The 18,879-nt window shown below is 58.8% G+C and carries 13 protein-coding genes; 10 read left to right on the top strand and 3 right to left on the bottom strand.

Features of this window, described 5'->3' with window-relative positions:
- The first annotated feature begins 151 nt into the window (after nt 1-151).
- The gene (locus Q4S45_RS13150) at nt 152-403 is read left to right on the top strand and encodes a hypothetical protein (protein ID WP_305504844.1); all 252 of its coding nucleotides are present in this window, start codon (nt 152-154) and stop codon (nt 401-403) included.
- A gap of 119 nt (nt 404-522) precedes the next feature.
- On the opposite strand, the gene Q4S45_RS13155 is transcribed toward Q4S45_RS13150, so the two are convergent.
- The 3 genes from Q4S45_RS13155 to Q4S45_RS13165 form a co-directional block, all read right to left on the bottom strand.
- Nucleotides 523-807 carry a hypothetical protein gene (locus tag Q4S45_RS13155; protein ID WP_305504846.1) on the bottom strand — a complete coding sequence of 95 codons (285 nt, stop codon included), beginning with the start codon at nt 805-807 and terminating at the stop codon, nt 523-525.
- 91 nt (nt 808-898) lie between these two features.
- Nucleotides 899-2,176 carry an App1 family protein gene (locus Q4S45_RS13160; RefSeq protein ID WP_305504848.1) on the bottom strand — a complete coding sequence of 426 codons (1,278 nt, stop codon included), beginning with the start codon at nt 2,174-2,176 and terminating at the stop codon, nt 899-901.
- Between the two features lie 107 nt (nt 2,177-2,283).
- Nucleotides 2,284-2,559: a hypothetical protein gene (locus tag Q4S45_RS13165; protein WP_305504850.1), complete on the bottom strand. Its 276-nt coding sequence runs from the start codon at nt 2,557-2,559 to the stop codon at nt 2,284-2,286.
- Between the two features lie 161 nt (nt 2,560-2,720).
- Between Q4S45_RS13165 and Q4S45_RS13170 the strand changes: the two genes are divergently transcribed.
- The 9 genes from Q4S45_RS13170 (at nt 2,721) to Q4S45_RS13210 (ending at nt 18,782) form a co-directional block, all read left to right on the top strand.
- On the top strand, nt 2,721-3,614 hold the full coding sequence (locus Q4S45_RS13170; RefSeq protein WP_305504851.1) for a BRCT domain-containing protein: 894 nt from the start codon (nt 2,721-2,723) through the stop codon (nt 3,612-3,614).
- Nucleotides 3,615-3,955: 341 nt separating this feature from the next.
- Nucleotides 3,956-4,732, top strand: a complete 777-nt coding sequence (locus tag Q4S45_RS13175; protein ID WP_305504853.1) for a hypothetical protein — start codon at nt 3,956-3,958, stop codon at nt 4,730-4,732.
- A gap of 280 nt (nt 4,733-5,012) precedes the next feature.
- Nucleotides 5,013-6,419 (top strand): site-specific integrase, encoded by a 1,407-nt coding sequence (locus Q4S45_RS13180; protein WP_305504855.1) that lies wholly within the window; start codon nt 5,013-5,015, stop codon nt 6,417-6,419.
- Between the two features lie 880 nt (nt 6,420-7,299).
- Nucleotides 7,300-9,852, top strand: a complete 2,553-nt coding sequence (locus tag Q4S45_RS13185) for a bifunctional diguanylate cyclase/phosphodiesterase (protein ID WP_305504857.1) — start codon at nt 7,300-7,302, stop codon at nt 9,850-9,852.
- A complete protein-coding gene (locus Q4S45_RS13190; protein WP_305504859.1) occupies nt 9,852-11,249 on the top strand; it encodes a pyridoxal phosphate-dependent aminotransferase family protein in 1,398 nt (465 codons plus the stop codon). Before Q4S45_RS13185 ends, Q4S45_RS13190 begins: the two co-directional genes overlap by 1 nt.
- Nucleotide 11,250: 1 nt before the next feature.
- On the top strand, nt 11,251-15,108 hold the full coding sequence (locus Q4S45_RS13195; RefSeq protein WP_305504860.1) for an AMP-binding protein: 3,858 nt from the start codon (nt 11,251-11,253) through the stop codon (nt 15,106-15,108).
- Nucleotides 15,109-15,139: 31 nt separating this feature from the next.
- Nucleotides 15,140-15,718 (top strand): hypothetical protein, encoded by a 579-nt coding sequence (locus Q4S45_RS13200; RefSeq protein ID WP_305504862.1) that lies wholly within the window; start codon nt 15,140-15,142, stop codon nt 15,716-15,718.
- 107 nt (nt 15,719-15,825) lie between these two features.
- The gene (locus Q4S45_RS13205) at nt 15,826-16,047 is read left to right on the top strand and encodes a hypothetical protein (RefSeq protein WP_305504864.1); all 222 of its coding nucleotides are present in this window, start codon (nt 15,826-15,828) and stop codon (nt 16,045-16,047) included.
- Nucleotides 16,048-16,175: 128 nt separating this feature from the next.
- A complete protein-coding gene (locus Q4S45_RS13210) occupies nt 16,176-18,782 on the top strand; it encodes a diguanylate cyclase (RefSeq protein ID WP_305504866.1) in 2,607 nt (868 codons plus the stop codon).
- Nucleotides 18,783-18,879 lie beyond the last annotated feature (97 nt).

Genomic DNA, 18,879 nt, shown 5'->3' on the forward strand with positions numbered 1-18,879 from the left:
GGCGGGTGTCAGGCCGACAAGCCGGGATCCCCAGAACGGGGAAACGACTGCGTGCAGTGTAGCAAAACATGCGAGTCTTGTCTTGCGGCACTGCCGATTGTTACATTAATGCGGTCGCGGCGCCACGCGAACGCTGCTTTTCAGGAAACTCATGATCGAATGCAATCGAAAGATGGAACAGGCCAGGCGGGATTTCTCGCTCGGGAAGCTGAGCGCCGCGGTGCTGATCCGCGTGCCGATGAGCCGGTCAGGCTGGACGGTGCGGCTGAGCGGCGGCAAGGGCGACGCCGGCATGCTGCTCGACGTGAAGACGCTCGAAGCGCAGGTGTTTGACACCCTCGACGGCGCCGCGCAGGCGCTGGAACTGATCGGCTTCCGCTTCGAACAGCTCAAGCTGGCCTGAGCGGCCTCTGGAGGCAGTGGTACCCCGGGGACTCGGCGTCCCGCCATTGTTGGAGTGACACCGTCACAAAACAAAACCGGGCCACGCGGGCCCGGTTTTTGCGGAATACGGTCGCATCTTTACGGTTTGGCCTTGAGCTCCGCTTTCGCTGCCTTTTCCTTGGCCCTGGCGTCTTTCTTGCAGGCCTTCTCCTCGGCGCCCTTCATTTTCTTGCACTCTGCCATCGCCATTTTCTCGTCGGCTTCAATTTGCTTCTTCGCCGCCTTGCGCTCGGCGTGGGTCATGTGGGCGACTGGCGGCGCGGTGGTAGCGGCCGGTGCGGTCGTCGCAGCTTGCGGTGCGGCAAACGCGGAGGCGGACAGGGCGATCAGGCTTGCGGCGGTGAGGCTCAAAATGGTTTTCATAATTCATCCTTTGAAGAAATCAATGAAAGAGACCCGAGATGCGAACGGTTAACGCCTGAACGAATCGGCGGGTTGACGCGATTCCATTGTTTCATTCATCGCCGCTGCGTTTATCCTGCCGCACCTGCGCCAGCGCCTCGACGCGGATCAGCCCCTCGGCGGCCGCGTGCGAGGCTGCGGCCACGCTGTCGGCCGCCAGCACCAGCTGCGCACCGGAGTTGCTGACCTCCTCCGTCAGCCGGTCCAGCGCCTCGATCCGCTGCGGGTCCGGATTGACGTTGCGGATATAGATGACGCGCACCGACTGGGGATGGCGGCGCAGGATCTCGGCGTAGATTTCGGGGTCGCGCTCGCCGCTGTCGCCGATCAGGACGAACTTCAGATCGGGATAGGCGCGCAGGATCGATTCGATTTTGTCGAGCTTGTGATTGCGCGCCAGTTCCGGCTTGATCAGCGAGCGCACGCTCAGTTCGCGCAGCATCAGGGGGCCGAGCGGAATCCCCTGCAGGCGCATGAATTCGACCAGCGGCTCGAACAGGTGCCAAGGGCTGCTCGACACGTAGAACACCGGATTGGCTTCGTTGCCGGCCGCGCCCTCGTGCAAGGCGCGGTAGAACGCGGCCACGCCCTTGAACGGCCGGCGCGTATGCGGATTCAGGCGCGCCAGCATCAGGGCCATGTTCACCTTGTTGGTCACGTTGGTCCAGACCACCGTGTCGTCGATGTCGCTGATCACGCCGAAGCGCGCCGACGCCGGCGGCACCAGCACTTCGGCGGCCGCGCGCACCGGTGCGCCGCCCGGTGGGGCGGGCAGCTCGAGATCGACCGAATGCCAGCCGCTGCGTTCGAGCGGCGCCGGCAGCGCGATCTCGAACTGGAAGTAGCCGCCGCGGTCGGTGAGCGTCTCTGTCTCGACGCCATTGAAGCTGGCGCGCACGCGGGCGCCGCGCACCTCGTCCGATTCGAGCCGCTGGTACAGTGCGGCGAGGTTGCGCCAGCCGCTGTCTTCCAGGCCTTGCGGCCGGAAGGCGCGTTCGTCGAGCACGCGCCCGCGCACGCTTAGCATGGTGACGTTGCCGAAGCCGATGTACGGGATGATCATCAGCGACGAACCGCCGCGCAGTTGGCGGCCGATGAAGCGCCAGGCGTCCCCGGCGATCTTGCCGGCGGCGCCAGCGACGCGACGTGTGGGGGCTCGCTTCGGCGCGGCAGGCTCTGGCGATCTACCTGCGGCGCCGCGCTCCAGCCAGACCACGGCGCCGTCACGTGAGGCCTGGCGCAGCGCAGCGGCGATAGCGTGATCGTCGGCGGGATCGACAGGCTCCTTCAACGGGACCACCCTCACGCCGGCGTCGCGCAGGCGCTCCAATGCGATTTCTGATGACGCGGAGGGGTTGAGATGGACAATGGCGCCGGCGCCGGGCGGATCGTTTTGTAGAGCCGTAAGCCCCGCCTCCGTGAGAACCAGGAACGACATCATATTCGCACTCCTTCCGCACCACCTCCGTTCGCCAACTGCACCTGCATGATCCCCCCTGTTACGCTCGTGGTGCCAAGTATGCGGCAATGCGCGCTCAGCAGGCGCAGCCCTCGATCGATGGCGCCCGGCGATTGCAGCGCCAGCCAGAACAGCAATCTCTGCCCCGAGCTCAATAGCGCGAGAATCGTTTCAACCGATGGCAGGAAAGTGTCGGCGACCACAATCGAACAAGCAGGAGAAACGGTCGAGGTGCCGATTCCGGTGATGAGCATCAGGGCAGCTTGCGGTGAGTGAAAGCGTGCACGTCCGTCCCCGCCAATATTGCCTTATAGACATCCGTTCAGTTTGTGCTTAGACTGTGATTGACATCATTGCAATGTGGTCGAAAACCCATTATCCGCTACCCCGTCACTTGCCATCGTAAAGGACCGTTATGCATCCGGATCAAAGTAAGTACTTCGCTTTTACAGGGCGCGCGCGTGTGGAGAAGTTTCTCAATTCGTTGATGGGATTAATTGAGGGAATAGCTATTGACGGCACCATAAATCACCGTGAGATTTCTTTTCTCAATCGTTGGCTCGCCGACCACGAGGAATTTCAGGATCGCCATCCCTACAATGAGCTTATGCCGGTCGTGAAAGCTGCAATCAGCGACGGCGTCCTGTCCGCAGATGAGCGTGAAGACATTAGCTGGCTCTGTGAACGACTGCGTTCTATCGAGTACTACGACAAGACAACCGCAGACTTGCAGCGTTTGCACGGCATTCTTGGAGGTATCATCGCCGACGGCGTTGTCACCGAGGACGAACTTCGTGGTTTGTCGTCGTGGCTCGATGATCACGAGCATCTGCGAACTTGTTGGCCGTATGACGAAATTGGCAGCCTCATCACGGCAATAATGGCGGACGGGAAAATTGACGATCAGGAGCAAAAGATGCTTACGGATTTTTTCTCTGAATTCGTGCAAATTTTAGATGAACGGACGATCGTCAGTCCGCCTATTGCCCAGGGTCCGGCATTGATTGGTCTGTGCGCAGTGTGCCCAGAAATAGGATTCGTAGGACAGAAATTTTGTTTTACCGGCGCCTCGACCCGGCACACCCGCGCCGATCTCACCGCAATGGTAAAAAGGCACGGCGGTGAAGTTGTCTCATCACTCACGTCCACCGTCGCCTATCTGGTGATCTGTGCTGAGGGTAATCCTTGTTGGGCGTATGCCTGCTATGGGAGAAAAGTGGAGAGGGCGGTGGAACTTCGCAAAGCGGGTTCGCGCCTCCTGCTCGTCCACGAGAATGATTTCCATGACGCAGTCGCTGATCTCCGCTGAGTTCGCTCGCATTCCATTCACGGGTGATTGGACCTCCCACGCCACCCCTTTTGGCGAAAAAACGCAACGACCGGCTGCGTCCTTTTGAGCGGGTCGCTGCTTTTGGATCTCACTTATGGCATAGTAAGCGTATGAAAGCCCTCAAAAGTCCGCTCGCGTCTGAACTCTTGGCCGATCCGCAAGCGCGCGATCAGCTGCGCCGGTTCATGGTTGCGCAAGGTTCTGCCGATTCCCCAACGCAGCAACGCGCTTCAGGTCAGGTTGAAATTCGTCGGACTGACGGTCGCGCAGTTAGAGCAGCGTTCGTTCCAAAAGCCAAATCAGCTTGACTACAGTGGCGCATGAACGTAGCTCTGCCTGCGATCATCGTATTTCTACTTCTACTTCCCGGATTTATTTTTCGGACCCGCCTCAAAAGGGCGGACAGGACTTCCCTCGACTTTTCACCTTTTGGGCAGATAGCAGCTGAGGCAGTGCTTTGGGCGATCTTAGCGCACCTCTTCTGGCTCACCATCTCGTATGTTTTATTCCGCTATCGCGTCGAGCCGATCGTACTGATAAAACTTCTTTCCTCCGCTCCCGCGAGTCAAGTCGAAGCGACAAACGAAGTCGCCAAGAATACTCGCTGGATTTCCGCCTATTTCATCTCCTTGTTGTTGGCGTCTTTTTCGATACCCACGATGATTCGTTCGCTGATCTCCAGGTTCAGGCTCGATCGACTTGCCTCTCCTTTCAGCTCCGTGTTCCGCTTTCATGAAGCTCCCTGGTATTACTTGCTAACCGGCGCGGATTTTTCGCACGAAGAGGCGCCCGACTTCATCGTAGTGTCCGCCATTGTCGAAGTAGCGAAGGAAGCGGTGCTCTACGTAGGGGTGCTCGACGAGTTCGTTGTCGATTCCGGGGGCCAGCTAGATCGTCTTGTTCTCCAAGGCGTGGTGCGTCGTCCGATCGAAAATGACAAGCCGAAGCCTGGTTCAGATCATACCGATGATGTGGATCGATTCTATAAAATCGACGGCGATTCCTTTGTGCTACGTTATAGCGAAGCAATCACATTGAATGTTCAGTATGTAAAGCTGACGGCAGATGGAGTTATCGCCGACAGGGCTTCGGAGTGAAAAAGGCCAGCGCGAAGGCTGGCCTTAGTCTTTGATTCTATTGGTCGGGGCGAGAAGATTCGAACTTCCGACCCCTTGCACCCCATTGGCTCCGTTGCTCGTCCTCAATCGTCCGCCGGCGTTCACACCGCTATAATTTTCCGTTAAAATTCAGTATGTTGCAGATTTAGTCGTCCACATTGGTCCGCCAACGTCCGCGGTGAGCCAGGAAATCTGTGGGGGTCGGTGTGGGGGTCAAAGTTCCACTGGAAAAAAACCCGAGAAATGCATTTAAAAACGCATGCCTAAGCTGACGCATCGCTATTTAGAATCTCTGACCACTCAAGATTGTGGGGAGAAGGTGCGTGATGAAGGTGGCCTGTATGGGAAAATCCGTCCTGGCACTGAAGGGAGAATATCTGTCACCTTCTATTACCGATATCGATTCGACGGAAAAATAAAAGAATTCACTTGCGGAACTTGGCCCAGCGATAGCCTCGCTTCGATCCGCTTGACACGGGATACGACTCGGTTAAAAGTGGCTCAAGGTATTGACCCCGTCGACGAAAAGAAAATTCTGAAACACCAGAACGAGCTTCAGATCGCGACTCTTCTCAGCGAGATCGATGTTAAGCGAGATGATGCGCTCACGGTTCAGGATCTGTTCGACACCTGGCTCACGGATGGGGTTCGCAGAAAAGACGGTAACGCGGTGCTGATTCGGTCCTTTTCGGCAGATGTCCTCCCCACTATTGGCGCAACGAGGATCGTTGACCTCACTGAACACGATCTCCGCCGCATCCTACGCGCATTGGTGGCTCGCGGCGTCAATCGCACTGCCGTCACCGTGCGCAACAACCTTAAGCAGATGTTCTCCTGGGCCGGGAAACGGCAACCGTGGCGTCGGCTCCTCGCAAACGGAAGTCCTATCGACCTCATCGATATCGAGCAAATCCTCAGTCCTGAATACGACATCAACAAATTCAGGGATCGGGTCTTGTCCGCCGACGAGATTCGAGAACTCTACGCGGCTCTGCAGCGCCTCCGCAACGAACACGAGCTACAAGCGAACAAACGATATGGTCCGCAACCGATCGAGCCCACCACCGAGCTTGCGATCTGGATCATGTTATCGACGATGTGCCGTGTGGGCGAACTTTCCGTAGCCCGGTGGGAAAACGTTAGCTTCGATCGGTCCGAATGGTTCATCCCGAAAACGGATGTAAAAGGCAAGTATGGCAGCCTTACCGTATACCTATCCGCCTTCACTCTAAATCAATTCCGTCAACTGCATCGCATCACCGGAAATTCGTTATGGTGCTTCCCTTCGCGCCTGCGAGAAGATCACATCGATACTAAGTCAATTGCCAAGCAGATTGGCGATCGCCAAGTACAGTTCAAGAAGAGTCGAGACGGTGGGCCACGCCAGCAAATGCTGAATCGACCGCACGATAATTTTTTGGTATTGGGTCAGGGAAAACACGGGGCATGGACACCGCACGATCTTCGCCGCACAGGTGCGACTATGATGCAGGCGCTCGGAGTGTCGCTCGATGTCATTGACCGTTGTCAGAATCATGTACTCGCTGGGAGCAAGGTTAGAAGACATTATTTGCACCATGAGTACGCCGAAGAGAAAAAAGCAGCATGGGAAATGCTTGGTAAAAGGATTAACGTTATCCTTGGCGCCCAACCGCAGCCTCACTAAAATAATCCTTTGACGTCGGCAGAGGAAAGTCACGCCCCCTACTCTACCGAACGCATCACCGCCCCCCCGGCCCAATGGCAATTTAAAAACAGATCTCCTAAGCAGTATCTGCAGGTCCAGCATCGGCTCAGCCGGGACCGCCTAAGGTCACCGCTAGCGCCAACTGTGTTGGCAACGGGCGACACGAATCAGTACGTCACGCTTAAGCCCGTGCATTCGACATTCTGTATCCCCCGCAGGCCCTGTCGCTCCTATCAGGCATTTAAGGGCGAAAAGATGCGGGGAAGGAATGGTGCGCTTGGGCGAATCACCGACTCCTCTCGGTGATGTCGCTAAACTTGGTACTAGCGCTGGGATTGGTGTCTTCCGGTCCGACGGCGATACTGCCCTGGACGAATCATCGGCAAGAGCCAAATGCCAACGGCTGCTTGCGGGTGACGTTTCGTGCAACGCTAGCATCGGCTCCGAAGACACCCAAAATCACACAACGGCAGGTTCGCCACTGTCGATCGTCTACGGCTTTGCTAGGCAGGCCGCACTGCTCCTCCACCTTGAACTTGAAAACCAGCTCCTAGTCGCGCCTTGGTTGACTCTACTGTTTTACACGTTATCTCCCGTAAGCTTGGTAATGCCTACGGGATGTTGCGTTGACCTCAATAGAGTGATCAGCCCTGTTGACGTCGGAAAATGGTCGAAAAACTCAGATTTCCACGCAAATTTGTTGCTCAGACGCCATAAATCTTTTGGATTGCTAGTCAAAATCCACTCCGAATAGGTTACCATGAAGTAACAAATTGGAGACTCTAGACGCCTTAGGGCGTTCAAGCTGATCTCGCCTCGTTCGAAAGTCGCAGGAAATTACAAAAAAAAAGAAACGCCCATGACGACATTGGCTGCACGTGGAATCGCCAGATATATTGAGGCGATTCATTGGTTCATACCGATTGAAGCCCAGCACGAGGCTGCCGTTCTCACGCGCGCGCAAAATGTCATCAACGCTGTTGTGATGGCCGCGCTGTCTGGTCCGTTTTACGCGGCGGCGTATTTCGCGCTCGGTTTTACCGCGGCCGCCCAAGAGATCCTGCTCTGCTGCGCGTTCATGTTCACAGCACCATTCCTGATGCGCGCGACCGGGAGCATCGTGCTCGCGCGTGAGGTCTTCCTGTGCGCGGTATTTTTCAACTTTACCTGGCTCACCTTCAATCTCGGCGGGGTAAATGCGCCGACGGTAGGTTGGCTAATCACCGGACCAGTGGTCGCTATGTTCCTTGGCGGAGTGTCGACTGCTGTCTTCTGGCTCATAATGAGCTGCACCGCTGTCGCCGCGATTTATACTCTGCCTCTTTTCGGGATCGCCCTGCCGGACCATCCCGTGAAGGATATGGCACTCCTGTATCTGCTTTGCGATCTCGGCCTTTATATAGTGGTCGTGGTGTTCGTTTTGTTGTTCGAACTGACCAAAACACAAGGCTTCATCAAGCTCGAACAGGCTCTAAAGATCATCAACGAACTGGCAATCCGCGATGAGCTGACTGGCAGCCATAACCGACGCCACCTTATCAAGCTGATCGAAAGCGAAAAAGAGCGCACCGCCCGCCTGGGCAGCCTGTTCTGCCTTTGTTTGCTCGATATTGACTACTTCAAGCGCATCAACGATACGTACGGCCACACGGCAGGCGACATGGTGTTGAAGGAATTCGCTACCACAGTGCAACGACAGATCCGAGAGAGCGATTCCTTTGGGCGCTATGGCGGCGAAGAATTTCTGCTGATGCTGCCCCAAACCTCGCTTGACGAAGCGATAGTGCTGGCAGAGCGCGTGCGCATCAGTATTGAGAAGATGATGTTCGGCGATATAGCGCGCGACCTGACAGTCACTGTGTCCATCGGCGTGGCGGAATTCCGTTTCGGCGAATCGATCGGCCAGACTGTCGCGCGCGCCGACGAGGCGCTGTATCAGGCCAAATCCGGCGGCCGCAATCGCGTCGTCAGCTACGGCGAGCAAACCGAAGTGGCGCCTGTCCTTGCCACCGCTGAAGCTGAGCGCCTTGGCCCGCCCACCCTGCCGGCCTTGCGCGTGTTCCAGGCCGCGCAGTCCGATCCCCTCACTGGCGCCTTGAATCGCAGCATGCTGCGAGACCGTCTCAGTCACGCAATGGAACGGGCGATTCGCAACAATCGTCTCGTTGCACTCATGCTGCTCAACGTGAACAAATTCAAGGAAATCAACGACGCTTTCGGTTACGAAGCCGGCGACGCAATCCTGATACGGGCCGCGGCAATGGTCCGCTCCGCGTTGCGCGAATCGGACACGATTGCCCGTTGGGGCGGAGATGAATTCGTTGTAGTGCTCGAAGATTTGGTGGCCGAATCCGATGCCCAGCAAGTGGCCGAAAAGATTCTCGACCAGTTCGCCATGCCGTTCGGAGTGGGCGACAGCGAATGCTTCGTCACTCTCAGCATCGGCATCGCTACCTACCCAGGCGAAGACTGCGACATGGATACACTGCTCAAGCGCGCCGATGTGGCGATGGTCGGTGCAAAAGCCTGGGGCCAAAACCATGTGCAGACCTATACGCTAGCCACGAATATCGCGCCGAGCGAGCGCCTCGCGTTGAAGAATGGCCTACGCGAAGCGCTCGGTGCCGGACAGCTGTTTCTCGAATACCAGCCACAAGTGGATATCGCGACGCAACAGATCATCGGCGTAGAGGCGCTGATCCGCTGGCAGCATCCCGTCTACGGACGGATTGAACCGTCGCGTTTCATTGCGCTAGCCGAAGAGACCGGGATGATCGTGCCGATCGGTGAATGGGTGCTGCGCTCCGCATGCATCCAGAACCAACAGTGGCGAAAAGCGGGTCTGCCGCCAGTAAAGACTGCGGTCAATTTGTCTGCGCGCCAGCTTAAGGAGCCGAACCTGATCGACCGCATCATGCAGATCGTCCGCGAGACCGGGATCGAGCCGGCCTGCCTCGATCTCGAGATTACTGAAGGAATTTTGATCGACAACTTAGAGCTGAATCACGCCACGATGACGCGCCTGCGTGCGCATGGCCTGCAAATTTCGATCGACGACTTCGGCACCGGCTACTCCAGCCTCAATTACCTCGCCGAACTGCCGGCCGACGTATTGAAGATGGACGGTTCGTTCATCAAACGCCTGGGCCAGAACGCTGGCGGGGCGCGCTCTTTCGCGATTGCCGAGGCAATCATTGAAATGGCCCATCGCCTGCAATTGAAAGTAATCGCCGAAGCCGTTGAAACGGCCGAACAACTGGCGGACCTCGAGCGCATGGGTTGCGACGCCGCCCAGGGATATTTTTTTAACCGTTCTATGCACCCGGACAAAGTGAGAGCGCTGCTGGTGCTCCAGGCCGAGCAGCCGGCAATCCCCCATTCGTCCGTAGTGCAATGCAAGGAAAGCACATAATGCAAAACGTCTCGAACCGGGCCGGAACGGACCAGAACGACACCGACGCCGAACGGGCGTGGGAAGCGGAAATCGACGCCATGCTCGCAAGTGGGGCACTGGCCGGCACCGCCGCACAGTTCGCGCAGCCGCACGGCGCCAATCTGCTCGGCCGCATGGAGCAACTCGAGGACTGGCATGCGCGACGCAGCGCCCATGGCGTCTGGCAATATGCGCGGGCGCTGGACGGCGCGCCTCATCCGATTGCCAGTATTCAGGACGAAGCCGGCGTCAGCGCGCGCGGCATCAATTTCGCGTCGCAGGACTATCTTTCGCTGGCCTCGCATCCGGTGGTTGCCGAAGCGGCAGCGCGGGCCCTGCAAGACGCCGGGCCGCATAGTGCAGGTTCGGCGGTCCTATTGGGTAACACTAAGACCTCGCTGGCGCTGGAGAAGGCGATCGGCGAACTGGTGCAGACCGAGCATGTGACTTTGTTCCCGACTGGCTGGGGTGCCGCGTTCGGTGCCATCACTGCGCTGGTGCAGGCGCAGGACCATATCGTCATCGATCAGTTCGCGCACGCTTCGCTGCGCCAGGGCGCTAGCGCGGCCACCACCAATATTTCCATCAACCGCCATCTCGACGTGGCGCATGTGCGCGAATTGCTGGCAGCGATCCGCGCGCGCGACGCGGAACACGCGATCCTCGTAGTCACCGAAGGCCTGTTCAGCATGGATTCCGATTCGCCGGATCTGGCGACGTTGCAAGCGAGCTGCCACGAATACAATGCCACGCTGATGGTCGATGTAGCGCACGACTTGGGCGCGCTCGGACCCGATGGCAGCGGGTGCATCGGCATCCAAGGCATGCTAGGCAAGATCGACCTGGTCATGGGCGCGTTCTCAAAGACCTTCTCCTCGAACGGAGGCTTCGTCGCGACCAAATCGCGCGCCGTCAAGCGTCATTTGCAGCTTTACGCCGGTCCGCACATGTTTTCCAATGCCCTCTCGCCGATTCAGGCGGGCGTCGTGCTGCAATGCGTAGAAATCGTCCGCGCAGAGGAAGGCCGCCTGCTGCGCGCGGACTTGATGCGCAACGTCCAGGCGCTTCGCAAGCTGCTCAGCGCAGACGATCTGCTGTGCATGGGTATGCCTTCGGCCATTGTGCCGGTGTTGATCGGCAGCGAAACCGTATCACGGCTGGTAGGAAAAATGCTGTTCAAGCATTCTGTGTTCGTCAACCAGGTCGAATTCCCCGGCGTACCAATCGGTGCTTCGCGACTGCGCCTTCAGCTGATGGCCAACCATAATATTCAACAGATCAAACGGGCTGCGGCGGTGATTGCCGGAGCCGTCGAACGCGCGACCGCGGCTATTGACTCCGGAGAGGCGCGCATGCAAATGCGAAAGGTGGGTTAATTTGGACAACAACGAAAATACGGGCTGCGCCCCAGCCGAGCAGCCATTCCTGATCACCGAGCGCCTGCGCAGCCACGCAACGCATACGCCCGACCGCCTGGCCTATACCTTCCTGCGGGATGATGGAAAGATCGACGAAATTACCTATGGCGAACTCGAGCAGCGCTCGCGAGCGCTGGCCGCCACGCTCGCACGTAGGGCTGCCGTCGGCGAGCGCGCCTTGCTCCTGTATCCGGCGGGCCTTGAATTCATCATCGTGTACTTCGCCTGCCTGTTCGCAGGACTGATCGCTGTTCCCGCAACCATTCCACACAAGACGCGCGCCTCGCGCCGTCTCAAAGGGCTGCTGGACGACGCCGACCCTGCCCTGATCCTGACGCGCAGCGATTGTGAGCCGGCGATTCGTGCAAGTCTGGCGTTGGTGGGCGCCGAAATGCGAACCTGTCTGTCGACCGATAATATCGCGCTGAGTGACGATTTCTCCGGCCTGCCGGAGATCAATGAATCGATGCTGGCCTTTCTGCAGTACACATCGGGTTCGACTGCAATGCCGAAAGGCGTCGAGATTACTCACCGAAACATCGCCAGCAATGCAGAGTCAATCCGCCAGGGCTTCGGCTTCACTCCGGCAACCGTCATGGTCAGCTGGCTCCCGTTGTTCCACGACATGGGTCTGATTGGCAGCGTCGTGTCGCCGATGTATGCTGGTTTTCATTGCGTGCTGATGGCGCCGGCGGCGTTCCTGAAAAATCCGATTCTATGGCTCGACGCGATCTCGAACTACCGTGGCACGTGCGCCGGGGCGCCCAATTTCGGCTGGGATTACTGCGCCAAGAAGATTACCGACGAGCAGAAGGGGCGGCTCGACCTGAGTCATCTCGAAGTCGCTTACAACGGCTCCGAACCGATACGCGCATCGACCCTGCGTAATTTTATCGCTGCGTTCGGCCGCTGCGGGATGCGACCATCCGCGCTGTTCCCGTGCTACGGTATGGCCGAGACTACCCTGTTCGTCTCCGGTGGGCCGCTCGGCACCGAACCGCAGGTCCGCACAGTGAGCAAATCGCTGCTTGAAGGTAATCAGATTCGCGACGTAGCCCCCGGCGGCGACGATGCCCGCGACATCGTCAGCTCGGGGACCATCGCCTCGTCGACCTCGGTCGTGATCGTCGATCCGGAAACCTGCCTTCCCGTGTCGAGCCAGCGCGTCGGCGAAGTCTGGGTCGCCGGTCCAGGCGTGGCGCGCGGTTACTGGAACAAGCCAGAGGAAACTGCCGCCGCATTCGGCGCCTGCCTGGCCAGCACCGGTGCCGGTCCTTACCTGCGCACCGGCGATCTCGCCTTCATGCGCGATGGCGAGCTATTTATCACGGGCCGCCTGAAAGACCTGATCATCATTAACGGACGCAACGTCTATCCGCAGGATGTGGAGGAAGTCATTGAGCGCTCGATCGATTTCATCGAACCGAACATGTGCGCCGCGTTTTCCGTAGAGATTGATTTCCAGGAACGCTTGGCAATCGTCGCCGAAGCGAATCGCAGCCTGGTGCGCGCGGCTCAGCAATTGGCCGCCAGAGACCCCGGCAACAAGGCAGAACAACTGCGCGCCAAGGACGACTACCTCGGAAAAATCGAGGCGATGGCGCACAACATCTGCAAGGTGATCGGCCAGCAGTTCGACGTGTCAGTGTCGTCCATCGTGTTCGTCAAGCCCGGTACTTTCCCTCGCACCACCAGCGGCAAGGTCCAGCGCACGCGCTGCCGTGACATGGCGCTGCAGGGCCAGCTGGAAGTCGTGTACGTCATGCCCGGTTCGATTTTCGACCGGCGCGGAACGCGCGAGATCGCAGCACCGCCGTTCCGTCCGGAAGCTCCTCTCGCGCCGACGTACCTGCCGCAAGCGCCGGTTGCCGTGCAGTCCAAGCCGTCTTCCACCGGCAACAGCGCGGATACCGCCGACGCGATGATCCACTGGTTCCGCGACTACGCGGCCAAGCGGCTTAACTCGCGCATCATCGACGAACGCCGCACGATCCCTCCGTACGTGGTGCTTGACCTGGGCAACCAAGGATTTTTCGGCCTGCAGATACCGGCACGCTTCGGCGGTAAGGAGCTCGACACCGTCGACCTGATGCGCGTGCTTGAACAGCTCGCCGCGGTCGACCTCACTATCGCCACACTGGTCGGGGTGCACAATGGCCTGGGCGTGCGCCCGATCCTGCATGCCGCGTCGCCCGCCACTCGCGAACAGCTGCTGCCGTCTCTCGCCAGCGGACGGCAGCTGGCCGCGTTCGCGCTCACCGAGCCCGACGCCGGCTCGAATCCACTGGCGATTCGCGCTCAAGCCGTGCGCACCGCTGGCGGCTGGAACGTCACCGGAGAGAAGCAATGGATCGGCCTTGGCTCGTGGGCAGGCGTAACCACGGTATTCGCCAAGGCGGTCGATCCAGCAGGCGGTCCGCTGGGCATCACCGCCCTGCTCGTCACGGCCGACAATGCGGGCCTGTCACATGGCCCGGAATCGCTGACGATGGGCATGCGAGGTATGGTGCAAAATACTGTGCTGCTGAACAACGCCTTCGTGCCCGATGATCAGGTCTTGCTCAGCCCAGGCGAAGGCATGGAAGTAGGTCGCGACGCAATGCTCTTCAGCCGCCTCGGCATCGGCGCAATGTGCGTCGGCGCGATGAAGCGCTGTGTGCAATTGATGGGACGTTATGCCTCGCGCCGCACGATCGCCAGCGGCCTGCTGGCCGATCATGGGGTGACGGTGGCGCGGCTGCACGAACTGACGTGCGCCATCGGCGCTTGCGAAGCTCTGGTATACGCCATCGCGCGCCGCCTCGACGCCGGCGAAGCAGTGCCTGTCGAAGCCTATCTCGCGTGCAAGACCACCACCACCGAACTGCTTGGCCAGTCTGCCGACTGGCTGGTTCAAATGCTGGGTGGGCGCGGCTACATCGAATCGAACGGCGCGCCGCAAATCCTGCGTGATGCCCGCGTGCTTCGGATTCTTGAAGGCCCTACCGAAACGCTGTATTCACACCTGGGCGCATCGCTCGCTCACAAGCACTCACCTGCCATCGAATTCATTGGCACCGCCTTGGGGCGCCGCGAACTGGCGCAGGAACTGGTCGCCACCGTGGCGCAGCTGCAGTCTGCCCTTGCGCAACGCACCGGCATGTTCTCCAGCAGCGCGCAATCGGCGCACTGGCTCGAGTACCGCTTGGGTGAGCTGGCGGCACAGGCCTTCCTCCTCGCTGCGGTCGAAAGCGACGGTGTTGCTTCCGACGCTGTCTGGGCGCGCCAGCGTTTTGACAGCACGGCGCATGCAATCGCCGCCGACATTGACGGGCCGGTCTCGAATCGCGCAGGCGCCGCGCTGCTGGCACAGATCGGCCGCTACGCCGAAGCAATCGGCGATATCGATCAACTGCTGCCTGGCGAACTGCAGCGCACGGACGTCCTGCTTCAACGGGCTCCAGATCGCGTCGAAGCGCCAGCGCCGGTGCTGCAGGCGGCCACAACGGCAGCGCCGGCGCCGTCGGAGCACCGCGTGCCGGTCAGCGAAATGGAAGGCATCGTTCATGACTGTGTGCTGAAATGGATCTTGAGCGAAAATCCACGCGCTTCGCAACAGATCGGGATCGACACCCCGTTTACCTCGCTAGGAATGGATTCCCTCGCCACCGCGTCGATTTCGTTCGAACTGGAACAACGTATCGGCTTCGCGATTATTCCCGAACTCATTTACGACAACCAGACCATCGGTCAGTTGGCCGCCTTCATCGAAAATCGCCTGCTTGCGCAACCTGGCAATTCACAACAACCTACCGCCCTCGCAGCCGACCTCGCCTGACATGACATATCCTTTTTCCGGAGTCTCCCAAATGATCGCAAGTACACTCCAGGCCCCGCATACTCTGGCAGTATTCGACCGTTTCTTTCCAAGCAGCATACTGGCCGACCACGCACAGTTGCGCGCCGCGCGCCATTTGACCCTGCTGGCCACGATCACTGGTCTGTGCGTGCCGCTGCTGATGCTGATGTATCACTTTCTCGGATTCGACGCCGCTGGCATGATGGTGCTCACCGCCGGCATCGCGATGATGGTGGCGCCCTTTGCAATGAATGCGGGGCTCGGACTGCCGGTCGTGCGCGAGGTTTTCATCGGCGCGCTCTACCTGCTCAAGGTCTGGATGGCCGTCCAACTGGGCGGCATCAGTGCGCCGACGGTGCCTTGGTTCCTGCTATGCCCGCTCGTCGCGGTGCTGGTGGGAGGGGTCCGCCCTGGCCTCGTGTGGGGCGCCGTCGTTACGCTGACGGTGGCCCTGCTGTTCGCTATCGAGCACGCCAGCGGTCCATTCGTCGCTCATCCCGTCTCCAGCCCGCTTGTGCTGCAATTGGTTAGCCACATCGGCCTGTTTGCCTTGGCCACGATCATCGCCTGGTGCTTCAAATCTCGTTGAAATTAATACTGCTTGGTGACAATTAGTTAGATTCCATCAACATTTTCCCGTTATGCTATTTGCATCGGTTTATATCCACGATGTTCTTAACCTGACAGAAGGAAGCTATGGCGATCTACAAACAAGCCGAAGTGGTACGTCAGAATCAATCTCCCGCTTTCGACGCCATTCACGCACCGCGCACCCCCACCCCATTCTCCGGAATATACCGCTGCGAAGCCTGCGGTTTTGAAATTGTCTCGTCCGAAGACCACCCTCTTCCCGCGCTGCATCGCCAGCATCCAGCAAACCTGCCGATTCAATGGCGCTTAGTGGTGTATGCCAACTAAATTTTACAACCCGTCCACGTCCATCCATTTCGCTGTTGTTCTTCAGAAGATTTTATGCGAACTGGTTCTAAGAATTTAATTTCTCGGAAGCAAAATTCTGTTAGAGCAATTCGAAAGGTAATGACTTCATGCGCAATGTCGGGACTTTCTTGGGTTCGCTGTTGATCAGGGTGGATACGCTGGTGCAGTGCTGGCGTAGCGGAATCGCTGCCCCTTGGATCGCACGTTATATTGCCGCCATCCACTGGTTCATCCCGGAATCGGTACAGCATGACGCCGCCACCCTCACACGCGCACAGAACGTCATCAATGCGGTGGTGATGGCGGCAGTGGCGGGACCGTTCTATGCCGCCGCCTATTACGGACTCGGCTTCACGCTCGCAGCGCAGGAGATTTTGCTGTGCTGCGCCTTCATGTTCATTGCGCCGTTTCTAATGCGCGCCACCGGCAGTATCTTTCTGGCGCGCGAATTGTTTCTGTGCGCCGTTTTTTTCAATTTCACCTGGCTCACATTCAACCTCGGCGGAATCGACGCCCCAACCGCCGGATGGCTGATCACCGGCCCGGTCGTTGCGATGTTTCTGGGCGGAGTAGGCACGGCGCTGTTCTGGCTCATGATGAGCTGCGCCGCGGTCGCGGTGATTTACGCGCTGCCGCATCTTGGCTTCCCGCTGCCCGCGACACGCGTTACCGAAATGGATCTCTTGCATCTAATTTGCAATGTGGGGTTGTATGTCGTGGTAGTAGTGTTTGTGCTGATGTTTGAACTGACCAAGACTCAGGGCTTTATCAAACTCGAACAGGCGCTGAAAATCATCAACGAACTCGCCATTCGTGACGAACTCACCGGCAGTCACAACCGGCGCCACCTGATCGAATTGATCGAGCACGAAAAAGATCGCACTGCCCGACTTGGTAGCCTGTTCTGCCTATGCCTACTCGACATCGACTTTTTCAAACGGATCAACGATACCTATGGCCACTCGGCCGGCGACACGGTCCTGCGCGAATTTGCCGCCACCGTCCAGCGCCAGATCCGCGACAGTGACTCATTCGGCCGTTATGGCGGCGAGGAATTCCTGCTCATGCTCCCTGAGACGTCGCTCTCGGAGGCAATCACCTTGACCGAACGCGTGCGCCTGAGCATAGAGAAGCTCTCCTTTCCCGATATATCACTTGATCTGGGTGTAACCGTTTCGAGCGGCGTGGCCGAGTTTCGCGCCGGCGAATCGATTGCGCAAACCGTCGCGCGTGCCGACGAGGCTTTGTACCTGGCGAAATCGAGCGGCAGAAATCGCATCGTTTGCTACGGCCAGCAAGTCGAAGCAAAAGAAAGCGCGCCAGAATTCGCCCCTAGGAGCCTCCCGTCCCTGACGCAGACCATTCCCGCTTTGCGCGTGTTCGAGGCGCCGCAAGCCGATCCGCTGACCGGCCTGCTGAACCGGCGCATGCTGAGAGACCGCCTTAGCCACGCGATGGAGCGCGCCGTCCGAAACGGCCGAATGGTGTCGCTGATGTTATTGAACGTCAACAAGTTCAAGGAATTCAACGATGCGCTCGGCTACGAGGCAGGCGATTCAATTCTGGTGCGTACCGCTGACAAAGTGCGCTCTTGCTTGCGCGAGTCGGATACCATCGCCCGCTGGGGCGGCGACGAATTCGTCGTCATCCTAGAGGACATCGCGCAGGAGGCGGATGCTCAGCAAGTAGCGGAAAAGATCCTGAATCAGTTCGCGATGCCTTTTGAGGTAAATTCGCGCGAATGCTTCGTCACACTCAGCATCGGCATCGCCGTCTCCCCCGCCATCGATTCGGACATGGATGAATTGCTCAAGCGCGCAGACATAGCGATGGTGCGCGCGAAATCATGGGGCGACAACATGGTCCAGGTGTACTCGGCGCAGGTCAGCGTCCCGCCGAGCGAACGACTGGCCCTGAAGAATGGCTTGCGGGAGGCGCTGGGAGGTGGCCAGCTTTTCCTCGAGTACCAACCGCAAATCGAACTGGCGACCCAGCGCATCGTTGGCGTCGAGGCGTTAATCCGCTGGCAGCATCCGACCCTCGGCAGGATCGAACCGTCCCGTTTCGTCCCGCTGGCGGAAGAGACCGGCATGATCGTGCCGATCGGCGACTGGGTGCTGCGAACGGCGTGCGCACAAAACCGCGCGTGGGTCGACGCGGGCCTGCCACCGATCAAGACGGCAGTGAATCTTTCGGCACGCCAGCTAAAACAACCTGACCTGGTGGAACGGGTCTTGGAAATCGTCGCGCAAACGGGGATCGAATCACACTGCCTCGACCTCGAAATCACCGAAGGGATTCTGATCGACAATCTCGAACTGAACCAGATCACAATGACGCGGTTGCGCGACGCCGGCGTGCAAATATCGATCGACGATTTCGGCACTGGTTATTCAAGTCTGAATTACCTCAGCGAACTCCCCGCCGATATACTGAAGATCGATGGGTCCTTCGTACGGCGCCTGGGCAAGCCCGGCGATCGCAGCAAGTCCTACGAAATCGCCGAGTCGATCATCGACATGGCACATCGCCTGAAGCTGAAGGTCATCGCGGAAGCAGTCGAAACACCACGCCAGTTGTCCGACCTGCAGACGATGAAATGCGATGAAGCACAAGGCTGGCTGTTCAACCATGCGCTTCACCCCGACAAGATCGCAGTGCTGCTCGAATGCGAGAACGCTGCCTCCCGACCACGACTCAAGGTCGCAGTTTAATTCTACTGCCCGCCCGCATAGAACACAGCGCAAGAAAAGGTCAGCACAAGCTCGGTATGTTTGCCGAGGCACACGCTGCGGCCAGCAATGTTACTGC

It is taken from the genome of Massilia sp. R2A-15, assembly GCF_030704305.1.
GTDB lineage: Bacteria > Pseudomonadota > Gammaproteobacteria > Burkholderiales > Burkholderiaceae_D > JAFCUW01.

Coding starts and splice junctions, on each gene's coding strand:
- Q4S45_RS13150 (WP_305504844.1), top strand. CDS start 152: ATGATCGAATGCAATCGAAAGATGGAACAGGCCAGGCGGGATTTCTCG.
- Q4S45_RS13155 (WP_305504846.1), bottom strand. CDS start 807: ATGAAAACCATTTTGAGCCTCACCGCCGCAAGCCTGATCGCCCTGTCC.
- Q4S45_RS13165 (WP_305504850.1), bottom strand. CDS start 2,559: ATGCTCATCACCGGAATCGGCACCTCGACCGTTTCTCCTGCTTGTTCG.
- Q4S45_RS13170 (WP_305504851.1), top strand. CDS start 2,721: ATGCATCCGGATCAAAGTAAGTACTTCGCTTTTACAGGGCGCGCGCGT.
- Q4S45_RS13175 (WP_305504853.1), top strand. CDS start 3,956: ATGAACGTAGCTCTGCCTGCGATCATCGTATTTCTACTTCTACTTCCC.
- Q4S45_RS13180 (WP_305504855.1), top strand. CDS start 5,013: ATGCCTAAGCTGACGCATCGCTATTTAGAATCTCTGACCACTCAAGAT.
- Q4S45_RS13185 (WP_305504857.1), top strand. CDS start 7,300: ATGACGACATTGGCTGCACGTGGAATCGCCAGATATATTGAGGCGATT.
- Q4S45_RS13190 (WP_305504859.1), top strand. CDS start 9,852: ATGCAAAACGTCTCGAACCGGGCCGGAACGGACCAGAACGACACCGAC.
- Q4S45_RS13200 (WP_305504862.1), top strand. CDS start 15,140: ATGATCGCAAGTACACTCCAGGCCCCGCATACTCTGGCAGTATTCGAC.
- Q4S45_RS13205 (WP_305504864.1), top strand. CDS start 15,826: ATGGCGATCTACAAACAAGCCGAAGTGGTACGTCAGAATCAATCTCCC.
- Q4S45_RS13210 (WP_305504866.1), top strand. CDS start 16,176: ATGCGCAATGTCGGGACTTTCTTGGGTTCGCTGTTGATCAGGGTGGAT.